11 protein-coding genes are annotated in these 18,200 nt (G+C 41.8%); 9 read left to right on the top strand and 2 right to left on the bottom strand.

The window, feature by feature from the left end; all coding sequences use genetic code 11:
• The first annotated feature begins 264 nt into the window (after positions 1-264).
• From rplK to V2H41_RS01815, 6 genes are all read left to right on the top strand, one after another.
• On the top strand, positions 265-708 hold the full coding sequence (gene rplK / locus V2H41_RS01790) for a 50S ribosomal protein L11 (RefSeq protein WP_330973400.1): 444 nt from the start codon (positions 265-267) through the stop codon (positions 706-708).
• Between the two features lie 29 nt (positions 709-737).
• Positions 738-1,430 (top strand): 50S ribosomal protein L1, encoded by a 693-nt coding sequence (rplA, locus tag V2H41_RS01795; RefSeq protein ID WP_330973401.1) that lies wholly within the window; start codon positions 738-740, stop codon positions 1,428-1,430.
• Between the two features lie 46 nt (positions 1,431-1,476).
• The gene (gene rplJ / locus V2H41_RS01800; protein WP_330973402.1) at positions 1,477-2,049 is read left to right on the top strand and encodes a 50S ribosomal protein L10; all 573 of its coding nucleotides are present in this window, start codon (positions 1,477-1,479) and stop codon (positions 2,047-2,049) included.
• Positions 2,050-2,189: 140 nt separating this feature from the next.
• Positions 2,190-2,564: a 50S ribosomal protein L7/L12 gene (gene rplL, locus V2H41_RS01805; RefSeq protein WP_330973403.1), complete on the top strand. Its 375-nt coding sequence runs from the start codon at positions 2,190-2,192 to the stop codon at positions 2,562-2,564.
• Between the two features lie 658 nt (positions 2,565-3,222).
• Positions 3,223-5,427, top strand: coding sequence for a hypothetical protein (locus V2H41_RS01810; protein ID WP_330973404.1), 2,205 nt, complete (start codon positions 3,223-3,225; stop codon positions 5,425-5,427).
• Positions 5,428-5,556: 129 nt separating this feature from the next.
• Entirely contained in the window at positions 5,557-6,588 is a 1,032-nt protein-coding gene (locus V2H41_RS01815) for a hypothetical protein (RefSeq protein ID WP_330973405.1), read from the top strand.
• A gap of 30 nt (positions 6,589-6,618) precedes the next feature.
• Here V2H41_RS01815 and V2H41_RS01820 read toward each other — a convergent pair whose 3' ends face one another.
• Positions 6,619-7,569 (bottom strand): ComEA family DNA-binding protein, encoded by a 951-nt coding sequence (locus V2H41_RS01820; RefSeq protein WP_330973406.1) that lies wholly within the window; start codon positions 7,567-7,569, stop codon positions 6,619-6,621.
• Between the two features lie 254 nt (positions 7,570-7,823).
• Here V2H41_RS01820 and rpoB point away from each other — a divergent pair, with 254 nt between their 5' ends.
• From rpoB to V2H41_RS01835, 3 genes are all read left to right on the top strand, one after another.
• A complete protein-coding gene (gene rpoB / locus V2H41_RS01825) occupies positions 7,824-11,627 on the top strand; it encodes a DNA-directed RNA polymerase subunit beta (protein WP_330973407.1) in 3,804 nt (1,267 codons plus the stop codon).
• Between the two features lie 93 nt (positions 11,628-11,720).
• Positions 11,721-16,013 (top strand): DNA-directed RNA polymerase subunit beta', encoded by a 4,293-nt coding sequence (gene rpoC / locus V2H41_RS01830; protein ID WP_330973408.1) that lies wholly within the window; start codon positions 11,721-11,723, stop codon positions 16,011-16,013.
• A gap of 215 nt (positions 16,014-16,228) precedes the next feature.
• Positions 16,229-16,837 (top strand): OmpH/Skp family outer membrane protein, encoded by a 609-nt coding sequence (locus V2H41_RS01835; protein WP_330973409.1) that lies wholly within the window; start codon positions 16,229-16,231, stop codon positions 16,835-16,837.
• A 12-nt stretch (positions 16,838-16,849) separates the two neighbouring features.
• Here V2H41_RS01835 and mtaB read toward each other — a convergent pair whose 3' ends face one another.
• Entirely contained in the window at positions 16,850-18,139 is a 1,290-nt protein-coding gene (gene mtaB, locus V2H41_RS01840) for a tRNA (N(6)-L-threonylcarbamoyladenosine(37)-C(2))-methylthiotransferase MtaB (RefSeq protein WP_330973410.1), read from the bottom strand.
• Positions 18,140-18,200: the final 61 nt, after the last annotated feature.

Here is an 18,200-nt window from a genome sequence, read left to right on the forward strand (position 1 = left end):
TACAAAATCTAGGGTAGTATAGCCTATAGCCGTGTAAATTTGTGGGAACGCCATAGGTTATAATTTTTTTTGCAATTATACAAATCTCCTTACCTTTGCACCCCCAATTAGTTCTTTCAAATGCGACTATTGCCCGGCAGGCTTAAGTTCTGTTGATAATAATGGTCGAAAACCCGTTAAGGGATGAAAGGGCCCGATAGGAATATCGGAATTGGGAGTGGCGCCTATTAACGTCACGTTTGAACCAATTAAAAATTGTAAGACATGGCAAAAGAAATCAGCGGCTTCGTAAAGCTGCAATGTAAAGGTGGACAGGCAAATCCCGCACCTCCGATTGGTCCGGCGCTAGGTTCCAAGGGTATCAACATCATGGAATTCTGCAAGCAGTTCAATGCGCGCACTCAGGACAAAATGGGAAAAGTTCTTCCCGTAGTAATCACAGTTTATTCGGACAAAAGCTTTGACTTCGTAATCAAAACTCCTCCTGCAGTAGTGCAGTTGATGGAGGCGGCTAAGATTCAAAAGGGTTCTAAAGAAAGCAATCGTACTAAGGTTGGTAAAGTAACCTGGGAGCAGATTGAGGCTATTGCTAAAGACAAAATGCCTGATATGAACTGCTTCACAGTAGAAAGCGCCATGAAAATGGTAGCTGGTACTGCACGCAGTATGGGCTTGACAGTTGAGGGTAAAGCTCCTTGGGAAAATTAATCCATTAAAGAACCTTTAAAAGAATTACAATGGCTATAACTAAAAAAAGAAAAATTGCGAACGCCAAAGTAGATGCCAATAAAACCTATACACTGAACGAAGCATCTGCTCTGGTTAAAGAAGTAAATATTGCTAAGTTCGATGCTTCTGTAGATTTACACGTGCGCCTGGGAGTGGATCCTAAGAAGGCTGATCAGGCCATTCGTGGTACGGTTACATTGCCTCACGGAACCGGTAAAACAAAACGCGTATTAGTGCTTTGCACTCCAGATAAAGAAGCAGCTGCTAAAGAAGCCGGCGCTGATCATGTAGGATTGGATGAATATATCCAAAAAATCGAAGGCGGCTGGACTGATATAGATGTAATTATTGCTACTCCGGCGGTAATGCCTAAAATTGGTAAACTGGGTAAAATATTAGGTCCTCGTAACCTGATGCCTAACCCTAAAACAGGTACCGTTACCAATGATGTGGCTGCTGCGGTAAACGAAGTGAAAGGGGGTAAAATTGCATTCAAAGTGGATAAAGCAGGTATTGTACACGCTTCTATTGGTCGTGTTAGTTTCCCTCCGGAAAAAATTGCTGAAAACGGAATGGAACTCATCAATGCACTGATTAAAGCTAAGCCTGCTACCGCAAAAGGAACTTACCTGAAGAGTGTAAGCATGGCCAGCACCATGAGTCCGGGTATTCCTTTGGATGTTAAAAGCTTTACTCATTAATGGTTGAATTCCCCCAAAAATTTTAAATCAGTCAAATCGTAATAAAATGACTAAAGAACAAAAAAACCAGATAATTGAAGTATTGAAAGGTAAATTCTCTCAATACGACAATTTCTATATAACCGATACAGAATCGCTTACCGTAGAACAGGTAAATAAACTGCGCCGAGCTTGTTTCGACAAGAATGTCGAAATGAAAGTGGCTAAAAATACACTTATCAGAAAAGCATTAGAGTCTCTCGATGCAGAAAAATACTCGGGCGTATACGATGCCCTGCATAATGTAACAGCGCTGATGTTCTCCGAGAATCCGAAAGAACCGGCTGTTATCTTAAGCTCGTTCCGTAATGAAACCAAAGGCGAAAAGCCTCAGCTGAAACTGGCTTTCATTAACGGCGAATTATATGCAGGCGATAATAATCTGAAAGCATTAACTCAGATTAAGACTAAGAACGAACTTATCGGCGAAGTTATTACCCTGTTGCTTTCTCCGATTCAGCGTGTTATTGGAGCTTTGCAGAACAAGCCTGAAGGTGAAGTGGCTGCTGCACCGGCTGCTGACGCAGCTCCTGCGTCTCCCCAAGCTCCTGCAGCAGAAGATACACCTGCAGCTGAATAACTTGTTTTTGAGATTCCTACTGGAATATAAACACTCATTTTCCCCAAGTGAGTTGTAAATAAATTGGGGCCGAAACAATTTTTTTAAACCCGCCGTCGGACTCCGCAAGGGGAATGAAGACGGTAAAAATTAGAAACAAAATGGCAGACATTAAATCATTAGCAGAAAGCCTGGTAGGTTTAACTGTAAAAGAAGTACAAGAACTGGCAGATCTTTTAAAAAATGAATACGGTATCGAACCTGCTGCTGCAGCAGTGGTAGTTTCTGGCGACGCTGGTGGTGGCGCTGGCGCAGCAGAAGAAAAGACTGCGTTCGATGTAATTCTGAAAAACGGAGGGGCTTCTAAACTGAATGTTGTTAAGATTGTTAAAGATCTTACAGGTTTAGGTCTGAAAGAAGCTAAAGAATTAGTAGACGGTGCTCCGAAACCAGTTAAAGAAGGTGTTTCTAAAGCTGAAGCTGAGGATATCGCAGCTAAATTAAAAGAAGCTGGTGCGGAAGTAGAAATAGCTTAATGGAATTGTCCTAATCGATAAAAAATCCTCTGCTGATTATTCAGCAGGGGATTTTTTTTGAGAATACCAAAATAATTTGTTAATTCTAATATGGATCATTATCTTTGTTGGTGAAACAGATTTGTATTTCAGGATTCTGTAGCCCTTATCTCATGCCTAGCATGAGAAATCATGGTCATTGAAGCATTAAGTCAGATGATAATAATCAAATAAGACCATTTAGTATGAGTGTTTGCTGTATGCGTTCAGTGAGAATGACCTCTAAACCTTAATGACTCTTAACCTAACTCAATAGATTGGATATGTATTCCTCAACTACGTATTTGAAACTTATTCGTATTACTTAATCGGTTTATAGAATTATTGAAAAGTAAAGTGGCTGAAAACTTTATTATTTATTACATCGGCTATCAGTTAAAAGTTTTTTCTATGAACTGCTTTACATGAATCTGTATTAGTTTCTAGCCGTGTAGTATGATTAGACAGCAATTAAAATAATAAATAGGATAGAATTGTAATCCTTAAACTCTAAATAATTTAGCCCTTAAGGTGGGTTGTGTTACCCCCTTTGTTTTGAATTACTTTTCTAAAAAAAAATCCGCGACTGCATTTGCACATATTGACTTCCTAGCTAATAAACTCTAAAACAATTTTAATTATGAATAAGCATTTACGACTTAACCTATCAAGCTCTAACACCGTTTATCAGAGCAGGAGAAGATTGCCTGCACTCATCAGTTTCATAGTGGCAGTATTATGCATTACTAGCATAGCTTTTGCTGCAATACCAGATGAATACAAGAATCAGTATCTACATGTCGCTTCTAATACGGGTCCTTTTGGAAATGATCTATCAGTTAGAACCTCTCTACTGGGGTTTAATAATGCGAGTCATGTAATTAATGGAAATCCCAACTCCGCTGCAACTTTGGGTCTTGGGGGATTATTAGGTGCATGGATTGAAGTAGAGTATGACGACGTGTTTCCGGCTGGTACTGAGGTGAGTTTTATAACTAGCGCAGGCTTGCTGAATGTATCACTTTTTGGCGGACTTGAACTTACCACCTATAATGGCAATACTCAGGTGTCTCAAAAGAGTGGTAGAAGTCTTCTGGGTATTTCATTACTCGGTGGTAAGGATAAAATAGGCTTGGTATCTGAAGGGGCTTTTAATCGGGTAAGACTCACTGTTAGTGGGGTAAATCTAAGTGTACTAACTTCAATCTTAGGCGCAGGTGCTACGGTGAGCGTGTATTATGCAGAGGTGATGGTGCCTAAAGCTGGTGTATTTAATCCCAACGAATGTAATGCCGAAGTACGTATTAATCAAACTGATTTTCCCGCTGTAGCTAATTATACTAGTCCGGCCCTTTTGGATGGGATTGCCAATGCCGATGCGGTTAATCTTATCAATTCAATGTCAAATGTAGCAAACGTAGTATCGTCAGATGTTGATGATTATGCTAGTTTATCTCCGTTAAACGTTACCGTGTTAGGAGATACTTATCTTTCTGTGAAGTTATTAGCAGGTACTATTCCTAATAATACCTATGCCGGCTTTGAAATCTCTAATACAATTGGGCTGTTGTCTAATTTGAATTTACTAGGGGGGATAACAATTCAAGCATATAATAACGGTACGTTAGTGCAAGAGGAAGGGAGCTTTAACTTGTTATCGGGTACTGTTATTGGAGCGGAAACGGAAAGACATACCGTGGGTATGTTAGTCACCAATGGGGAATATAATGAATTGCGATTGAAGTTTGGAAATGCAGTGCTTTCTGCTCTGGCCACTTTAGGCGAAACACGTATCTATGGAGTTGTAGTAAAACAATTTTGCCCGCCTACTGGATCTCTTAATGGTACAGTTATTCTAGCCAATGGACATTCTTCCACCAACGGAATGGGCATAACTGTAAATTCTCGGAATGCAGGTTTGGCAAATATTGCTTTAGTGGGTAATGAGTCCATTGGTGCTACCATGGGTAGATTGATCGACAACATATTTGGTAACTTTGTAAAAATAAGCAGCCTGCTGGGTGCTCAGTTAGCAAATGGCGCCACCCTGTCTGTAGCAACTCCTGGATACACATTTAATCAACCCGCTAAGTTGGCTGGATTTATCATCAAAAGGTCTAATCCGCTGCTTGATTTAGTATTAATGAAAGGAGTGAAGATCAAAACTTACAATAATGGGCAATTACAAGAAGAGGCTAGTGTGGACAATAATTTGCTTAAGCTTAATGTTCTCAACTTAATTAATATTGGGGATTTCCCACCGGATGCTGAAGCTGTGTATATGACAACAAGTCTGCCATTCAACGAAATTAGAATGGAGGTAGATGATCTGGCGGGCGTAGGCGACGAATTGCAGGTATTTGCAGCCTTTGCAAATGCTGATGAGCCACCAGCGCTCCCTGTAACGTTTGGGGATGTACACGCTACATTGGAAAACAACAACCTCTTTATTAAATGGGCAACCCTCAAGGAAACCAACAATGCAGAGTTTATTGTGGAAGCTTCTACTGATGGTAAAAATTGGACTCAGATTGGCAAACTCAACACAAAAGCTAATGGTGGAAATTCAGATATTACCCTAGAATACACCTTTACTAAAGGGCTGGGAGGATTAGTCTTAGGAGGATTTGGTATTATGGCTCTTTTAAGCATGCCATTCTTCAGAAACCGTTTTATAAGAGGTGGTTTGCTGGTAGCATTCTTGATTTTAGTAGGTGTATCATGCAGCAAGAACAAAGATTATATCAGCAACCCCGATGTGAGTGACTTGTACATACGCATCGCACAGGTAGATAAAAATGGGGATGTTACCTACTCTAAAGTAGTAAAAGTGATAAAGAAATAAACCTAACCTAAAGTGGTATCTAAAGCCGTCCGAAAGGGCGGCTTTTTTTATATTGTATAAATTATCTTCATTTCATATTTGATTTATTGTATACATATTGTAATTTAGTAGTGCCAAAATCTGTTACCTATGAAATACATAATTACTTTATTGTTTTTTGCCATTTCTCATCCTGTTTTTGCCCAGTACACTTTTTTCGAAGAAAATATGGGTGGCACTTCTGTAGGAGCATCCATTTTGTCAGCAAACAGTTATACAGGTTATCTTAATTATGGAGCAGTGGCTTATGCAGCATCTTCAGGTAGTAGTACTGCTTCAATAAGAAGTAACAGCAGTAGTTCATCAGGTTATTCCACAGCATCGGGTGGCAACTTTCTATTTCTAAGCGGCAATAACAGCTCCTTTTTCACAATTCAGAACATCTCCATCTTAGGAGCTACAAATGTGCGCGTAGCATTCGGGGTTAGCAAAACCAGTACAGCGAGCGATGGAAGCACCTTAACGGTGCAAGTAAGTGTTGATGGGTCGGGGGCTATAAGTTTTTCGCCTTCATTACCGACTGGAGCTGGTACTACGCAATGGTATTATATCGTTTCTTCCGTATCTATTCCCTCCGGTTCATCTCTCAGTATTAGTTTTTACAATACTAGTGGACCCGAAAACTCTGTAAGTTACCGTATTGATGATATAGCTGTACTTTCTGATACGCCCATGCCTGTTGTTTTCGGGGATATTGCTGCTTTATTGGATGGTGAAAACCTGTATGCTAGCTGGACCACTTTACAGGAGATTAATAACGATTATTTTGAAGTGCAACTGTCGGATGATGGTAAGCATTTTTCAACTATTGCTACTTTAAAGTCGAAAGATGGAAACTCCGATAGGCCTCAGCATTATGAAGTGATGGCGCCATTAAAACAATGGAAGGGCCTGATGGTATTGCCCGTTCTCCTATTAAGTTTGTGCTGGGGTTCTCGAAGAAGCGCGCTTGCCAAGATGCTTACAGTTATATTGATGGGAGGATTATTGGGGGCAACTGCATGTAGTAAGGACAGCTCCGCAATTGACAGTGTTATGGATGGTAAGCTCTTTCTGCGCATCAAGCAGGTGGATGTTGACGGAAAATACGAGTACAGCAAAACCATACAGGTGATCCGTTAGTGCAAATAGGGAAATGCCTGGTACAGCGGCTTATTCGGTTTTGATATAATGCTTGATTTTGTCAAAGACATCATTAGGCTGTACCAGGCTTTTTATTGCTTCTATGTCGTTAATACTACCATTTTCTTTGCGGTATTTTAGAATCTGATAGGCCGTTTGTGAATTGATATAGGGGTGATTGTTTAATTCATCGTAGGTTGCCGTATTAACGTTAATTTTCTGCACCATTTCGGCATTTACTTGCAAATGAGGTTTGATCTTATTGAAAACTGAATCGGCCAGCCCATATGTTTCTCCTATCTGCTCTATACTATAAAAACCACCTAATTTATTCCTGAAGTTAATGATGCGTGTTGCTAGCTTGTCGCCGATGCCGTATAGGGATTTAAAGGTTTCTCGGTCGGCACTATTGATTTCAATAAGCGTGGGACGCGACTTTACCACATCTTCCATATATGTGCTGCGTAATGGCAAAGAAGAACTGGGGGCACTAGTGGGTGGGGTAATGACAATATAAGGCAGTAATCGTTCATATTCCTCCTGCTTGAGCCCGTAAATCTTTTGTAAATCCTCAGCTTTTTTGAACTTGCCTCCTTTATTACGGTAGTTGACTAAAATCTGTATGGTCTTTTCGCGTAAGCCTAGCCTGCGTAAATCCTCTACTTCTGCCGTATTAGGATCAAAGACGAAAAGTGGGGTATTAGGAGTAGGTTGGGAAAAATTTTCGGATTGAATATACTGATATTTATTCTTATCTTCACTATTCGTTTTTGATGGGTTAGACATGGGCTTCTGCTGCAATGCGTTAGCTGCCATCAACCAAGCTGTATCAGCTGAAGTGGTTATATCGGTATACCTTCTATGACTGGTGGTGATGTAAGGTAATATGATAACGCAGCAGATGGCTAAAAGTAGAACAAGGATGGCAATTCTTTCTTTTTTTGAGAATGTAAGGTGTTTATTTACAAAGGTTGAGCGCATTTTCATAGGGTTTTTAACAAATATACAAATAAACTTATATGATGTATTATGTTAAAAATTGGCAGAATTATTGCGGATAAGTTTTTTCTTTACCGGATATTCCCCTAACTTTGCAATCCTTTTATTTTGGCCAATAAAATTTTGACTTTACGAAATGTGTTCAAGTAATTGAATTTCAATAGGATTTCTTTTAGCAATAAAAGTGATCCTATTGGCATTTCTACAGGTCAATCATTAAAACCGGTTTAATATTTATGTCTGCTACAAGCGTACAATCGAGAATTAATTTCGGAAAAATCAAACATTTAGCTGAAACACCTGATTTGCTCGAAGTTCAAATCCAATCTTTTAAAGAATTTTTTCAATTAGAAACTACTCCAGATAAGCGTAAGAATGAAGGGTTGTTCCGTGTGTTCAAGGATAACTTTCCGATTACCGATACCAGGAACATCTTCGTGCTGGAATTTCTGGATTACTTCATCGATCCGCCCCGTTACACCATCGAAGAGTGTATGGAGCGTGGATTAACTTATGCGGTTCCTCTGAAGGCTAAACTACGTTTGAGCTGTAATGACGAGGAGCACGTGGACTTCCAGACTATTGTTCAGGATGTATTCTTAGGTAATATTCCATATATGACCCCCCGCGGTACCTTTGTGATCAACGGTGCTGAGCGTGTGGTGGTTTCTCAGTTGCATCGTTCTCCCGGTGTATTCTTTGGTCAGTCTGTACACCCTAACGGTACTAAAATATATTCAGCTCGTGTGATTCCGTTTAAAGGAGCATGGATGGAGTTCGCTACCGATATTAATAACGTGATGTATGCTTACATCGATCGTAAAAAGAAATTCCCGGTAACGACTTTATTACGTGCTATCGGTTACGAAACCGATAAGGATATTTTGGAGCTGTTTGGTATGGCTGATGAAGTTCCCGGAGATAAAAAATCGCTTCAAGCACATATCGGTAAACGCCTAGCCGCTCGTGTACTACGTACTTGGGTTGAGGACTTCGTGGATGAGGATACCGGAGAGGTGGTATCTATCGAGCGTAACGAAATTGTAATGGAGCGCGATACAGTATTGGATGAAGAAGCTATCGAAACCATTGTAGATATGGGAATCGATACTGTATTTGTACAAAGAGAAGATGTGGGCGGTGATTATGCCATCATTTATAACACTTTAAACAAAGATACTTCGAACAGCGAGCTGGAAGCGGTTCAGTTTATCTATCGTCAATTGAGAGGTGCTGACGCTCCGGATAACGAAACTGCTCGCGGTATTATTGATAAATTGTTCTTTAGCGACAAGCGTTACGACTTAGGCGAAGTAGGTCGTTATAAAATTAACCGTAAACTGGGAATCGACGTATCGCTTGAGCAAAAAACACTTACTAAAGAAGATATTATCGAAATCATCAAATATCTGGTACGCCTTACCAATGGTAAAGCGGAGATTGATGATATCGACCACTTAAGTAACCGTCGTGTGCGTACCGTAGGAGAGCAGTTGTATGCTCAGTTTGGTGTAGGGTTGGCTCGTATGGCCCGTACCATCCGCGAAAGAATGAATGTACGTGACAACGAGGTGTTCACTCCTGTGGATCTGATCAATGCCAGAACACTTTCTTCTGTGATTAACTCTTTCTTCGGAACATCACAGTTGTCTCAGTTCTTGGATCAGACCAACCCATTATCCGAAATTACCCACAAACGCCGTATCTCAGCTTTGGGTCCAGGTGGTTTAAGCCGTGAGCGTGCAGGCTTCGAGGTGCGTGACGTACACTACTCACACTACGGTCGTTTGTGTACCATTGAAACTCCTGAAGGACCCAACATCGGTTTGATTTCTACACTTTGCGTTCATGCTAAGATTAACGAAATGGGCTTCATCGAAACCCCCTATCGTAAGGTAGAGAACGGAAAGGTAGATATGAAGGAGGTGAAATACTTGAGTGCTGAAGAAGAAGATACCGCTAAGATCGCACAGGCCAATGCGCCAATCGATGACAACGGTAATTTCATCAACGATAGAGTAGAAAGTAGAGAAACAGGAGATTTCCCTGTCCTGGATAAAAGCGAGGTGGAATACATGGATGTGGCTCCGAACCAAATTGTGGGTCTGAGCGCCTCCTTAATTCCGTTCCTTGAGCACGACGATGCCAACCGTGCACTGATGGGATCCAACATGCAGCGTCAAGCTGTTCCATTATTGCGCCCAGATGTACCTATTGTGGGTACCGGATTGGAAAGCAAGGCGGCACGTGATGCTAGAATCCAAATTCATGCAGAAGGTGACGGTGTAGTAGAATATGTGGATGCTAACGAAATTCATGTGCGTTACGAAAGAGATGTCACCCAAAAACTGGTAAGCTTCGAAGAAGATCTGAAAGTATACAAGCTCACCAAGTTTATTAAAACCAACCAAGAAACCTGTATCAACCTAGTGCCTGCTGTGAAGAAAGGACAAAAAGTAAAAGCGGGTGACTTCCTTACTGAAGGTTATGCAACTCGCGACGGAGAGCTGGCATTGGGTAAAAACCTCAAAGTGGCCTTCATGCCATGGAAAGGATACAACTTCGAGGATGCGATTGTGATTAGTGAGCGTGTGGTAAAAGAAGATCTCTTTACTTCTATCCACATTTCGGAATATGAGCTCGAAGTACGCGATACTAAGTTAGGAGAAGAAGAGCTGACAGCCGACATTCCTAACGTTTCTGAAGAAGCGACTAAAGACCTGGACGAAAACGGTATTATCCGTATAGGTGCGCAAATTAAAGAAGGTGATATCCTAATCGGTAAAATTACTCCTAAAGGAGAGAGCGATCCTACACCTGAAGAAAAACTGTTGCGCGCTATCTTTGGAGATAAAGCAGGAGATGCCAAAGACGCCTCGCTGAAAGCTCCAAACGGAGTAGAAGGTGTGGTAATTGGTAAAAAGCTGTTCCAGCGTGCTAAGAAAGATAAAAATGCTAAGGCCCGTGAAAAAGCGGCCATGGAAAAGCTGGAAAAAGTACACGAGAAGAATGTTCAGGATCTGCAAAACATCTTGCTAGATAAACTGGGCACTTTACTGGAAAATCAGGTTTCTGCCGGAGTGAAAAACAACTTCGACGAAATCGTGATTGGTAAAGGTGTGAAGTTTACTTCTAAAAACCTAGCTTCTATTGACTATACCAATGTGAACCCGCTAGGATGGACTAATGATGAAGTGATTAATGAGCAGGTGAACACATTGCTGCACAACTACAATATTAAGTATAACGAAGAGCTGGGTCGTTACAAGAGGGAGAAATTCAATATTTCTATCGGTGACGAGTTACCTGCCGGTGTGTTGAAATTGGCTAAAGTATATCTGGCCGTAAAACGTAAACTGAAGGTGGGTGATAAGATGGCGGGCCGTCACGGTAACAAGGGTATCGTAGCCAAAATCGTTCGTGAGGAAGATATGCCGTTCTTGGAAGACGGAACACCGGTAGATATCGTACTGAATCCGCTGGGGGTACCTTCTCGTATGAACCTCGGACAGATTTACGAAACCGTACTGGGTTGGGCCGGTCAGAAACTAGGCGTAAAATTCGCAACACCGATTTTTGACGGTGCTGAGCCTCACGAAATCGAGGAGTACTGCGAAAAAGCAGGTATTCCGAAATTCGGTCACACTTATTTGTATGATGGTGAAACCGGCGAACGCTTCCACCAGAAAGCAACCGTGGGTGTTATCTATATGATTAAACTGCACCACATGGTGGATGATAAGATGCACGCCCGTTCTATAGGACCATACAGCTTGATTACACAACAACCGTTGGGTGGTAAAGCACAGTTCGGTGGTCAGCGTTTCGGGGAAATGGAAGTGTGGGCATTGGAAGCTTACGGTGCATCCAACATCCTGCAAGAGTTGTTGACCATTAAGTCCGATGATATTGTGGGTCGCGCTAAGACATACGAAAGTATTGTGAAAGGTGAGAATATACCTCGCGCCGGAGTTCCTGAGTCGTTCAATGTATTAGTGCATGAACTGAGAGGATTGGGATTAGACTTAACTTTTGAATAATCGCATTATTCCCTGAACCACCTTCAGGGAATACCTCATTCGGAACTTAGGAATCAATATCAAATTAAAAATTCTAAATTAGAAATAAATCTAATGGCTACTAAAAAAGACAATCGTCCAAAAGCATCGTTTTCAAGAATTACAATTAGCTTAGCCTCTCCCGACTCTATTCTGGAAAGAAGCTATGGCGAAGTGTTAAAGCCTGAAACGATCAACTATCGTACTTATAAGCCGGAGCGCGATGGTTTATTCTGCGAAAGAATCTTTGGTCCGGTAAAGGACTACGAATGTGCTTGTGGTAAGTACAAACGTATACGCTATAAAGGAATTGTGTGCGACAGATGTGGTGTAGAAGTAACCGAGAAGAAAGTACGCCGTGAGCGTATGGGGCACATTAAATTGGTGGTGCCTGTAGTACACATCTGGTATTTTAAATCACTCCCTAACAAAATCGGTTACCTGCTGGGAATGAGCTCCAAAAAACTGGAGAGCATTATTTACTACGAACGCTATGTGGTAATTCAGCCGGGAGTACGAGCCGATAAGGGACAAAACTATGGCGACCTCTTAACAGAAGAGGAATATCTGGATATACTGGATGCTTTGCCCAAAGACAACCAGTATTTACCTGATGATGATCCTCAAAAGTTCATCGCCAAAATGGGTGCAGAAGCCATTCACGATTTGCTGCAGAGAATAGACTTAGACCAACTGTCTTTCGATCTGCGCAATGCTGCTGCCACCGAAACATCACAACAACGTAAGGCCGACGCATTGAAACGCTTAAGTGTAGTAGAGGCCTTCCGCGATGCTAACTCCAGAATTACCAACCGTCCTGAATGGATGGTGATGCAATACATCCCCGTAATTCCACCGGAGCTACGTCCGCTGGTTCCTCTGGATGGTGGTCGTTTTGCCTCTTCAGACCTGAACGATCTATATCGTCGGGTAATTATTCGTAACAACCGTCTGAAACGTCTCATTGAAATCAAAGCTCCTGAAGTGATTCTGCGTAACGAAAAGCGTATGCTTCAGGAAGCGATCGATTCTCTGTTCGATAACAGCCGTAAATCCAATGCCGTAAAAGCAGAAGGTGGTCGTGCGCTGAAATCGCTTTCCGATGTGCTGAAAGGTAAACAAGGACGTTTCCGTCAGAACCTGCTGGGTAAACGTGTTGACTACTCAGGTCGTTCGGTAATCGTTGTAGGTCCCGAATTAAAAATTCACGAATGTGGTCTGCCAAAAGATATGGCGGCCGAGCTGTTCAAGCCGTTTATCATTCGTAAACTGATAGAAAGAGGTATTGTAAAAACCGTAAAATCGGCAAGAAAGCTGGTAGATAAAAAAGAAGCGGTAGTTTGGGATATCCTCGAAAATATTTTGAAAGGACATCCGGTTCTGCTCAACCGTGCCCCAACACTGCACCGTTTGTCGATCCAGGCGTTCCAGCCTAAATTGATTGAGGGTAAAGCTATTCAGCTGCACCCGCTGGTAACCGCCGCGTTTAACGCCGACTTCGATGGTGACCAGATGGCGGTGCACGTACCGCTAAGCAATGCGGCTATCCTAGAAGCACAGCTGCTGATGCTGGCTTCTCACAATATTCTTAACCCTCAGAACGGTACTCCTATCACACTACCTTCTCAGGACATGGTACTTGGTCTGTATTATCTGACTAAGGGTAAAAAATCTACCGATACTGAGATTGTGCGTGGAGAGGGTAAAGTGTTCTATTCCGCCGAAGAAGTAATTATCGCATATAACGAAAAGCGCGTAGATCTTCACGCTTGGATTAAGGTAAGAGCTAAAGTAAGAAAAGAAAACGGAGAGCTGAAGACCCAATTGATTGAAACCACAGTAGGTCGTGTGATCTTCAACCAGTTCGTACCTGAAGAAGTAGGTTTTGTAAATGCGCTATTGACTAAAAAGAACCTGCGTGAAATCATTGGTGATATTATCGAAATTACCAATGTTCCCAAAACGGCGAAATTCCTTGACGATATTAAGCAGTTAGGTTTCCGCACAGCGTTCGAAGGTGGTCTGTCGTTCAGCATCAACGACCTGATTGTTCCTGAAATTAAGCAAGAGTTGCTCGAAAATGCAAAAAGTGAAGTAGATGAAGTGTGGGATAACTATAACATGGGCTTGATCACCAACAACGAACGTTATAACCAGATAGTAGATATCTGGAGCCGTGTGGATACCCGCCTTACAGAAACACTGATTCGTGAACTGGCATCAGACAGACAAGGTTTCAACTCCGTATACATGATGCTGGATTCAGGAGCTCGTGGTTCTAAGCAGCAGATTAAACAGCTAGCCGGTATGAGGGGACTCATGGCTAAGCCTAGAAAATCTGGTTCTACCGGTTCAGAAATTATCGAAAACCCAATTCTGTCAAACTTTAAGGGTGGACTGAACGTATTGGATTACTTCATTTCTACACACGGTGCTCGTAAAGGTCTTGCGGATACAGCGTTGAAGACAGCTGATGCGGGTTATCTGACTCGTCGTCTGGTAGACGTAGCACAAGATGTGGTAATCACAGAAGAAGATTGTGGTACACTGCGTGGTATCAGCATCTCAGCTCTGAAAGACAATGAGGATATTATAGAACCATTAGCAGATAGAATTGAGGGCCGTACCTCATTGCATGATGTATATCATCCTCTAACTGATGAGCTGATCATTGAAGCTGGTAAGGAAATTTCTCCTGCCATTGCCAAGAAGATTGAAGATGTCGGTATTGAGTCTATTGAAATCCGTTCTGTACTGACTTGTGAAAGTAAACGCGGATGTTGTGTGAAGTGTTACGGTAAGAACCTGGCTTCTGGTTATCTAGCTCAAAAAGGTGATGCAGTGGGTATCATTGCTGCTCAATCCATCGGTGAGCCTGGTACTCAGCTTACACTTCGTACCTTCCACGTGGGTGGTGTGGCCGGTTCTGCATCTGTAGAATCTACATTAACGGCTAAGTTCGATGGTGTGATCCAGTTCGACGGGGTACGTTCTGTAATAACTACTAATGCTGAAGGAGAGGAAGTGAAAGTGGTGATTGGTCGTACCGGTGAAGTACGTATCATCGATACTAAGAACGATAGACTGCTCATCACCAATAACATTCCTTACGGTTCTACCCTTATGGTGAAAGATGGGCAGAAGGTGAGCAAAGGCGATGTGATTTGCTCTTGGGACCCCTACAATAACGTAATCATTGCTGAGGTAGATGGTGTACTGAAATTTGAAAACGTTATTGAAGGTGTTACATACCGTGAGGAAGCGGATGAACAAACTGGACACCGCGAAAAAGTGGTTATCGAAACCAGAGATAAAACTAAGATTCCTTCAATTATCATAGAAGGTAAGACTTCCAAATCTTACAACTTGCCTACCGGTAGCCATATCATGCTCGAAGAGGGCGAAGAAGTGAAAGCCGGTAAAGTGTTGGTAAAAATACCTCGTATCTTAGGAAAGGTAAAAGATATCACCGGAGGTCTGCCGCGCGTAACTGAGCTGTTTGAAGCTCGTAACCCAAGCAACCCTGCTGTAGTTTCTGAAATTGATGGTGTGGTAACAATGGGTTCTGTAAAACGTGGTAACCGTGAAATTATCGTTGAAGCTAAGGACGGCGTAACCAGAAAATATCTGGTTCCGTTGACCAGACAAATCCTAGCTCAAGATGGCGATTTCGTTAAAGCCGGTACTCCGTTAAGTGATGGTCAAGTTTCGCCTCAGGATATTTTATCCATCCAAGGTCCATTTGCGGTACAGCAATATGTGGTGAACGAAATTCAGGAGGTATACCGCTTACAGGGTGTGAAGATCAACGATAAACACATTGAGGTGATTGTGCGTCAGATGATGCGTAAGGTAAGCATCGTAGATCCGGGTGATACTCGCTTCCTCGAGGATGATTTGGTAGATAAATTCGAATTCATTGAAGAGAACGATTATATCTTCGACAAAAAGGTGGTAACAGATCCGGGAGATTCTACTAAGCTGCGTGCAGGACAAATCGTAAGCCTGCGCGAGTTAAGAGAAGAAAACTCACTGTTGCGCCGTGCAGATAAGAAACTGGTAGAGTATAGGGATGCAAGACCTGCTACTTCAGCGCCTACCTTGTTAGGTATTACTAAGGCTTCTCTGGGAGTACAAAGCTGGATCTCTGCAGCTTCGTTCCAAGAAACTACCAAAGTGCTTTCTGCTGCAGCTATTCAAGGTAAGGCCGATGAAATGCTGGGCTTGAAAGAAAATGTGATTACCGGTCACCATATCCCTGCAGGTACAGGATTGCGTGAGTTTGAGAATATGATTGTGGGCAGCAAAGAGGAATACGAGTTGTTACAAACAACCCGTGAAGCCATGTCTTTTGACGAAGAAGAGTAATCGTGTTACTCAGAAAATTATACAAGGAGCAATCGATAAGGTTGCTCCTTTTTTATTATTTGTAGTGTTATATAATCATAACATTATAAAAGCAACCCTATTGCTTGGGTTCAAGTATTGGCGACGGATTCCGTTAACCCTTTCCTAAGAAACGGCTTTATATTCGTTTTTTTTAGGATTGATCCTTATATTGCAACTTTAAAATCTATATAACTATGAAGCAAGCCTTATTGGTGGTAAATGCGTTTTTGCTGGTTGCAGTTTCCTACTTACTGTATAAGGATTTTACAAGGAAAGATACCGTTCCAAGTGCTGCTGCAGCCCAAGCAATCGATAAGGACTCGCTCGCAAACAAGCGTATTTTGTTTGCTTATATTAATCCAGATTCCATACAGAATCAATATATACTGGCAAAAGAAGTTTCCAAAGAGTTTGAAAGAAAAAGTGAAGCGCTGAATAATGAAATCAGCAAAATGGAGCGCGCATATAAAGAGAAGTTGGAAAAATATCAAGAGAAAGCTCCTACCATGACGGAGGAAGAAATGAATGCCGCCAGACAGGATATGGAGGTAACCCAAAGACAAATGGTTGAACGGAAACAGGCACTGGAAGAGGAGTTTGGCCAGTGGATAGCATCCAGAAATGTAAGTGTACGCAAAAAAATACAGGAATTTTTAAAGAAGTATAATGCCAACGGCATGTATACTTTTATCTTCTCGCACGAAAATTTCTTTTATTATAGCGACCCCGCTTATGATATTACAAAGGAAGTTATAAAGGGACTCAACGAAGAATATAAAACAGCTTCGAAAAAAGAAAAATAAGACCCTTTGTAATTATAAGGTCCACTCTACGATTTGGTTGGCCCATTCCTCTTTAAAAGGAGCGGTAACACGGATGTAGTTATCGGTATAACCTTCCATCATACCATTTTTATTATGGTGTTCGAATAACACTTTGCGTGTTTGTCCGGCGTGTTGCGCCTCGAAATACTGCGATTTCATATAGGACAAATTGCGCAATATCTTATTTCGCTCGTGACGAACATGCATAGGTACTACCGGTTTCTGCGTGAGGGCGTGTGTATTATCTCGTTCAGAATAAGTAAATACATGCAAATAGGTAATATCCAGTTCGTGAAGGAAATTATAAGTTTCTTGGAAGTCTTCATCGGCTTCTCCCGGAAAACCTACAATGACATCCACACCAATAGCACAATGTGGCATAAATTGCTTAATAAGCCCTACACGTTCTGCATATAATTCGCGTCTATATCGACGACGCATCATTCCCAGAACCTTGTTACTACCGCTTTGCAAAGGAATGTGAAAATGCGGCATAAACCTACGACTGTTAGCCACAAACTCTATAATCTCGTTGGTAAGCAGATTGGGTTCGATAGACGAAATACGATAACGTTCAATTCCTTCAACTCTATCCAGTTCCTGAATTAGTTTATAAAAATTTTCTTCACGCTGGTTGAGTCCTATTGGACCATTACCATCAGGGCCTTTTCCGAAATCTCCTAAGTTAATACCCGTAAGTACAATTTCCTTGACTCCGCTAGCTGCCAGCGCTTCGGCATTTTTAACCACATTGGCAATACTATCACTACGACTCTTTCCACGAGCCATGGGTATAGTACAGAAAGAGCAGTTATAATCGCATCCATCTTGTACTTTTAAAAAAGTGCGCGTGCGGTCGTTGATAGAGTAGGAGGCATTAAAGCCGGTGACATCTTCAATATCGCAACTGCATATCTTAGCCGAGTCGCCTTTGGATATTTCTCTGAGATGTTTAACAATATTAAATTTTTCCGCGGCTCCCAATACAAGGTCTACTCCCGGAATTTCAGCAATTTCTTTAGGTTTTAATTGTGCGTAGCAACCCGTGATAACGATAATGCTTGCTGGCGCTTTACGCTGAATACGGCGTACCAATTGCCGACATTCCTTGTCTGCATTTTCCGTCACCGAGCAGGTATTAATTACGTATATGTCGGCAGCATCCGTAAATTCACGTTTCTCAAACCCCTCATTTTCCATCAAGCGGGACAACGAGGAAGTCTCAGAGTAGTTTAATTTACAGCCTAATGTGTGAAAAGCTACAGTTTTCGCGCCTTGCATAAGTCTGCAAAGGTACTTCTTTTATCGGGATTTTACGCGGTTTAGCGTTCCGGGTAGCTAA

This window comes from Niabella digestorum (assembly GCF_036409055.1).
In the GTDB taxonomy this organism is placed as follows: domain Bacteria; phylum Bacteroidota; class Bacteroidia; order Chitinophagales; family Chitinophagaceae; genus Niabella; species Niabella composti.

Excerpts from the sequence above, each read along its gene's own strand:
- rplK (WP_330973400.1), top strand. The coding sequence starts at position 265 with ATGGCAAAAGAAATCAGCGGCTTCGTAAAGCTGCAATGTAAAGGTGGA.
- rplA (WP_330973401.1), top strand. The coding sequence starts at position 738 with ATGGCTATAACTAAAAAAAGAAAAATTGCGAACGCCAAAGTAGATGCC.
- rplJ (WP_330973402.1), top strand. The coding sequence starts at position 1,477 with ATGACTAAAGAACAAAAAAACCAGATAATTGAAGTATTGAAAGGTAAA.
- rplL (WP_330973403.1), top strand. The coding sequence starts at position 2,190 with ATGGCAGACATTAAATCATTAGCAGAAAGCCTGGTAGGTTTAACTGTA.
- V2H41_RS01810 (WP_330973404.1), top strand. The coding sequence starts at position 3,223 with ATGAATAAGCATTTACGACTTAACCTATCAAGCTCTAACACCGTTTAT.
- V2H41_RS01815 (WP_330973405.1), top strand. The coding sequence starts at position 5,557 with ATGAAATACATAATTACTTTATTGTTTTTTGCCATTTCTCATCCTGTT.
- V2H41_RS01820 (WP_330973406.1), bottom strand. The coding sequence starts at position 7,569 with ATGCGCTCAACCTTTGTAAATAAACACCTTACATTCTCAAAAAAAGAA.
- rpoB (WP_330973407.1), top strand. The coding sequence starts at position 7,824 with ATGTCTGCTACAAGCGTACAATCGAGAATTAATTTCGGAAAAATCAAA.
- rpoC (WP_330973408.1), top strand. The coding sequence starts at position 11,721 with ATGGCTACTAAAAAAGACAATCGTCCAAAAGCATCGTTTTCAAGAATT.
- V2H41_RS01835 (WP_330973409.1), top strand. The coding sequence starts at position 16,229 with ATGAAGCAAGCCTTATTGGTGGTAAATGCGTTTTTGCTGGTTGCAGTT.
- mtaB (WP_330973410.1), bottom strand. The coding sequence starts at position 18,139 with ATGCAAGGCGCGAAAACTGTAGCTTTTCACACATTAGGCTGTAAATTA.